At 66.0% G+C, this 4259-nt stretch carries 4 protein-coding genes; all 4 read left to right on the plus strand.

The features are described from left to right. The first annotated feature begins 191 nt into the window (after positions 1-191). The 4 genes from ACTHLF_RS04690 to nth all read left to right on the plus strand — a co-directional run bounded on the left by ACTHLF_RS04690 (position 192) and on the right by nth (position 4220). Complete coding sequence (locus ACTHLF_RS04690) at positions 192-638, plus strand: DUF2147 domain-containing protein (protein ID WP_440325294.1); 447 nt, start codon at positions 192-194, stop codon at positions 636-638. A 209-nt stretch (positions 639-847) separates the two neighbouring features. Continuing rightward, positions 848-2953 carry a methionine--tRNA ligase gene (metG, locus tag ACTHLF_RS04695; RefSeq protein ID WP_440325296.1) on the plus strand — a complete coding sequence of 702 codons (2106 nt, stop codon included), beginning with the start codon at positions 848-850 and terminating at the stop codon, positions 2951-2953. A gap of 26 nt (positions 2954-2979) precedes the next feature. Beyond that, a complete protein-coding gene (locus ACTHLF_RS04700) occupies positions 2980-3588 on the plus strand; it encodes an RnfABCDGE type electron transport complex subunit B (RefSeq protein WP_440325297.1) in 609 nt (202 codons plus the stop codon). Next, positions 3585-4220, plus strand: coding sequence for an endonuclease III (gene nth / locus ACTHLF_RS04705; RefSeq protein WP_440325299.1), 636 nt, complete (start codon positions 3585-3587; stop codon positions 4218-4220). Before ACTHLF_RS04700 ends, nth begins: the two co-directional genes overlap by 4 nt. Positions 4221-4259: the final 39 nt, after the last annotated feature.

Genomic DNA, 4259 nt, shown 5'->3' on the forward strand with positions numbered 1-4259 from the left:
GGCCTGGTGGGGGTGCCGGGGTTCGTCGTGTCTCTGGGATCACACCCCGCTCGCCTGCCGCCCCGACCCAACAATCCGGGGGGTGGTGGCTACCCGGGCGACGGGCCGGGTGGCGCGTTGCAGCTTGACGTCGTGGCCCGCGTTTCGTCAGGCTCCGGCCGTACCTGACCGTATGGGGAGCCCACGAGCCTATGAAGCACCTGATCCGCACCGCCGCCGCCCTCGCCCTCGCGACGGCCGCCCTCCCCGCCCTGGCCGCGATGGATTCGCCGGTCGGCAAGTGGAAGACCATCGACGACAAGACCCACGAGGTGAAGTCCATCGTCGAGATCACCGAGAACAACGGCCTGCTGGAGGGCAAGGTCCTGCAGGTACTGAAGTCCGACAAGGGCCCGCACCCGGTGTGCGACGAGTGCAGCGGCGACCGCAAGGGCAAGCCCATCGAGGGCATGACCATCATGTGGGGCCTGAAGAAGGACGGCGACGAGTGGTCCGGCGGCCAGATCCTGGACCCGGCCAAGGGCAAGATCTACAAGGTCACCCTCAAGCTCGAAGACGCCGGCAAGAAGCTGGATGTCCACGGCTACATCGGCTTCTCGCTGATCGGCCGCAGCCAGGAATGGGTCCGGGCTGAGTAAACGCCTCCCGATGCCGTAGGAGCCCACCCTGTGGGCGACGCCGTTCGCGAAAGAGTCACCGGCCCTGCCGCTCTGTCGCGAAAGATGTCGCCCACAGGGTGGGCTCCTACGACGGCGGAAGCTGTCGGCCGCGGGTGACCCCGTACGATCCGCTGCACCGCAGCGCGGCCATGCCATAATCCCCGGTCCTACCGCCGACCGTGAGCATCATGGCCCGCCGCATCCTCGTCACCAACGCCCTCCCCTACGCCAATGGCCCGCTCCACCTGGGCCACATGCTCGGCTACATCGAAGCCGACGTCTGGGCGCGTGCGCAGCGCATGCAGGGCAACGAGGTCTGGTACGTCGCTGGCGAAGACGCCCACGGCACGCCGATCATGCTGGCGGCGGAGAAAGTCGGTAAGACGCCAGAGGAATACATCGCCGGCATCCGCGCGAGCCACGAGGCGGACTTCACCGATTTCCACTTCAGCTACGACCAGTACCACACCACGCATTCGCCGGAGAACCAGGAGATCGCGACTGCGATTTACCTGAAGCTGCGCGAGGGCGGCTACATCGCCCGCCGCGACATCCAGCAGCTGTACGACCCCACGCGCGACATGTTCCTGCCCGACCGCTACATCAAGGGCACGTGCCCGGTGTGCGGCACGCCCGACCAGTACGGCGACAACTGCGAGAACTGCGGCGCCACGTATGCGCCGACCGAACTGATCAACCCGTATTCGGTGATGTCAGGCGCCACGCCGGAGCTGCGCGATTCGGAGCACTACTTCTTCGAACTGAGCAAGTTCGAGCAGCTGCTGCGCGACTGGTTCGCGGGCAAGTTCACCGGCGGCAAGCCGACGGCGGATAGCAGTGTCGTCGCCAAGCTCGGCGAGTGGATCGAAGGCGGCCTGCGCGACTGGGATATTTCCCGCGACGCGCCCTACTTCGGCTTCCCGATCCCCGACGCCCCGGGCAAGTTCTTCTATGTCTGGCTCGACGCGCCGGTGGGCTACCTCGCCTCGTTCAAGGCGCTGTGCGAGCGCAAGGGCCTCAACTTCGATGATTTCCTCGGCAAGGACAGCACCGCCGAGATGCACCACTTCATCGGCAAGGACATCATCAATTTCCACGGCCTGTTCTGGCCGGCCATGCTGCACGGCGCGGGCCTGCGCGTGCCGACGGCGCTGCACACCAATGGCTACCTGACGGTGAACGGCGCGAAGATGTCGAAGTCGCGCGGCACGTTCATCCAGGCGCGGACCTACCTCGAGTCGGGCCTCGACCCCGAGGCACTGCGTTACTACTTCGCCACGATGCTCGGCCCGACGCCGGTCGATGTGGATCTCGACCTCAAGTCGTTCGAGGAGCGGGTGAACTCGCACCTCGTCGGCAAGTGGGCGAACATCGCCAGTCGTACCGCGGGCTTCGTCAACACGCATTTCGCCGGCAAGCTGGCCGACCGCTTCGACGATGAAGCTGCCGCGCTGTGGCGCGACCTGCTTGCGCAATACGAAGGCATCGAAACGCTGTACGAAGCGGATGAGTACGCGGAAGTCACCCGCCGCTTCGTCGCGATGTCGGACGCCGTCAACGGCTATATCGCCGCGAAGGCGCCGTGGGTCATCGCGAAGGACGAAGCGCGTCGCGAAGAGCTGCAGCAGGTCTGCACGTTCGCACTCAATGCGTTCCGCCTGCTCTCCGGCCTGCTCAAGCCGATCATCCCGGTGACGGTCGCCGCGGCCGAGGAGTTCCTCGGTGCGCCCATCTCGACCTTCGCCGATGCGCGCCGCGAGCTGTTCGGCCACACCGTCAACGCCTTCACGCCGCTGTTCGGCCGCCTCGATCCGAAGAAGATCGAAGCGATGATCGAATCGTCGAAGGAATCCCTTACCCCCGCCGAACAGGCCCGCGAGGCCGCCAAGGCGGACGCGAAGAAAACCAAGCCCAAAGAAGCCCCGAAAGCCATGACCGACGCCGCACCCGCCACCGACACCGCCACCATTTCGATCGACGATTTCGCGAAGCTCGACCTGCGCATCGGCAAGGTGCTCGCCTGTGAGTTCGTCGAGGGCTCGGACAAGCTGCTGCGCTTCGAACTGGATGCCGGCCCGCTGGGCAAGCGCCAGATCTTCTCGGGCATCCGCGCCGCTTACGGCGAGCCGGAGACCCTGGTGGGCCGCAACGTCGTGTTCATCGCCAACCTGGCCCCGCGCAAGATGCGCTTCGGCCTGTCGGAGGGCATGATCCTCTCCGCGGGTGATGGCGGCGCCGACCTGTTCCTGCTGGATGCCGACCAGGGCGCCGCGCCGGGCGCCACCGTCCGCTAAACCACGCCCGGCCCAAAGCGCCAGCCATGACGCCAACGCTTGCCGACCGGATCGACGCACTGCTCCCGCAAACCCAGTGTGAGCAGTGCGGGTTCCATGGTTGCCGGCCTTATGCCGAAGCCATCGCCGCCGAGGAAGCGCCGATCAACCGCTGCCCGCCGGGCGGTGCGCTGGGCATCGAGCGCCTTGCCGCGCTGCTCGGCACCCCGGTGGTGCCGCTGGATACGACGCGCGGGATTGAAAAGCCGCGCACGCTCGCACGCGTGATCGAAGCCGACTGCATTGGCTGCACCAAGTGCATCCAGGCCTGCCCCGTGGACGCGATCCTCGGCGCGGCGAAGGTGATGCATACGGTCGTGAGCGACCTCTGCACCGGTTGCGAGCTGTGCGTGCCGGCTTGCCCCGTGGACTGCATCACGCTCGACCCCATGCCGTTGGCACAAGCCGACGACTGCGCCCATGCCGATGCGGCACGCACGCACTTCCAGCGCCGCGAGGCACGCCTCGCACGCGACCGGGCAGAGCGTGAGGAACAGCTTGCCAGCAGCAAGCGCGATGTCGGCGCGCCCGCCGCACGCAATGCCGTGCTCGAGGCGCTCGCCCGCGCAAAGGCGAAGAAGAAGGACACGCCGTGAAGAAGGCCGACATCGTCGAGATGTTCACCCGGCTGCGTGAGCTGAATCCGCACCCGAAGACAGAACTGGAATACACCACGCCGTTTGAACTGCTGGCGGCCGTGGCGCTTTCCGCGCAGGCGACGGACGTCGGCGTGAACAAGGCCACGCGCAGGCTGTTTCCCGTGGCGAACACGCCACAGAAGATCCTGAAGCTGGGCCTCGAGAAGCTCAAGAGCTACATCAGCACGATCGGCCTGTACAACAACAAGGCGAAGAACCTGATCGCCATGAGCCAGATCCTCGTCGATCAGTACGGAGGCGAGGTACCTGAGTCGCGCGAGGCGCTGGAGTCGCTGCCGGGCGTAGGTCGCAAGACCGCCAACGTGGTGCTCAACACCGCCTTCGGCCAGCCGACGATCGCCGTGGATACGCATATCTTCCGCGTCGCGAACCGCACGGGCCTTGCACCCGGGCCGGATGTACGCAAGGTGGAAGACAAGCTGGAAAAGGTGATCCCGAAGGAGTTCATCCAGGACGCCCACCACTGGCTGATCCTGCATGGGCGTTATGTGTGCAAGGCGCGCAAGCCGGAGTGCCCGACCTGCGCGATTCGCGATCTTTGCGCTTATAAGCAGAAGACCAAGGCGTAACGCACACGCTGCGAAATCCCTTGTGGGAGCGCGCTTGCG

Origin of the sequence: Luteibacter sp. (assembly GCF_051958795.1) — a bacterium.
Lineage (GTDB): Bacteria > Pseudomonadota > Gammaproteobacteria > Xanthomonadales > Rhodanobacteraceae > Luteibacter.

Bases quoted from the DNA above. Each gene is read 5' to 3' on its own strand.
- metG (WP_440325296.1), top strand. From the start codon at position 848: ATGGCCCGCCGCATCCTCGTCACCAACGCCCTCCCCTACGCCAATGGC.
- ACTHLF_RS04700 (WP_440325297.1), top strand. From the start codon at position 2,980: ATGACGCCAACGCTTGCCGACCGGATCGACGCACTGCTCCCGCAAACC.
- ACTHLF_RS04690 (WP_440325294.1), top strand. From the start codon at position 192: ATGAAGCACCTGATCCGCACCGCCGCCGCCCTCGCCCTCGCGACGGCC.